The sequence below is a fragment of the Achromobacter sp. 413638 genome, assembly GCF_043119405.1.
Taxonomy (GTDB): Bacteria; Pseudomonadota; Gammaproteobacteria; order Burkholderiales; family Burkholderiaceae_B; genus Achromobacter.
This window is the reverse complement of record NZ_JBICCO010000189.1, coordinates 1-341: the sequence shown is the minus strand read 5'-3', so window position 1 is coordinate 341 and position 341 is coordinate 1. Positions and strand designations below refer to the sequence as shown.

1 protein-coding gene is annotated in these 341 nt (G+C 64.8%); it reads left to right on the top strand.

What is annotated here, in order from left to right; genetic code table 11:
• On the top strand, positions 1 to 341 hold a 341-nt coding region (locus tag ACEU5R_RS32010; RefSeq protein ID WP_392413948.1), incomplete at both ends, for a hypothetical protein.

Here is a 341-nt window from a genome sequence, read left to right as displayed (position 1 = left end):
GGAATCCCGAGGAAATCGCGAAGGTGGCGCAGGCGCTGCGCGTCGAGCGGGACAAGGCGGAGGCCGCCCAGGATTTCACGCGAGTGCGCGTGCTCGACGACAAGCTGACGAACATCAGCTTGATGCAAAACGGCGGATTGTTCGATCTGAGCGAGGGCCTGACCTGGGAGCAGCGTGAAATTCTGGGGATGGCGCTGCAGGCGGGGTTGGATGGCGGGAAGCTGTCGGTTTCCCAAGTCCGCGCCATGGTGGCCAAGGTGCGGGTGGAAGCGTCGGGAGGGAAGGCGCAAGGGTCTACTGGTTCATCGCATGCGGATGCTGCCAGCGACGGGCAGCCTGCG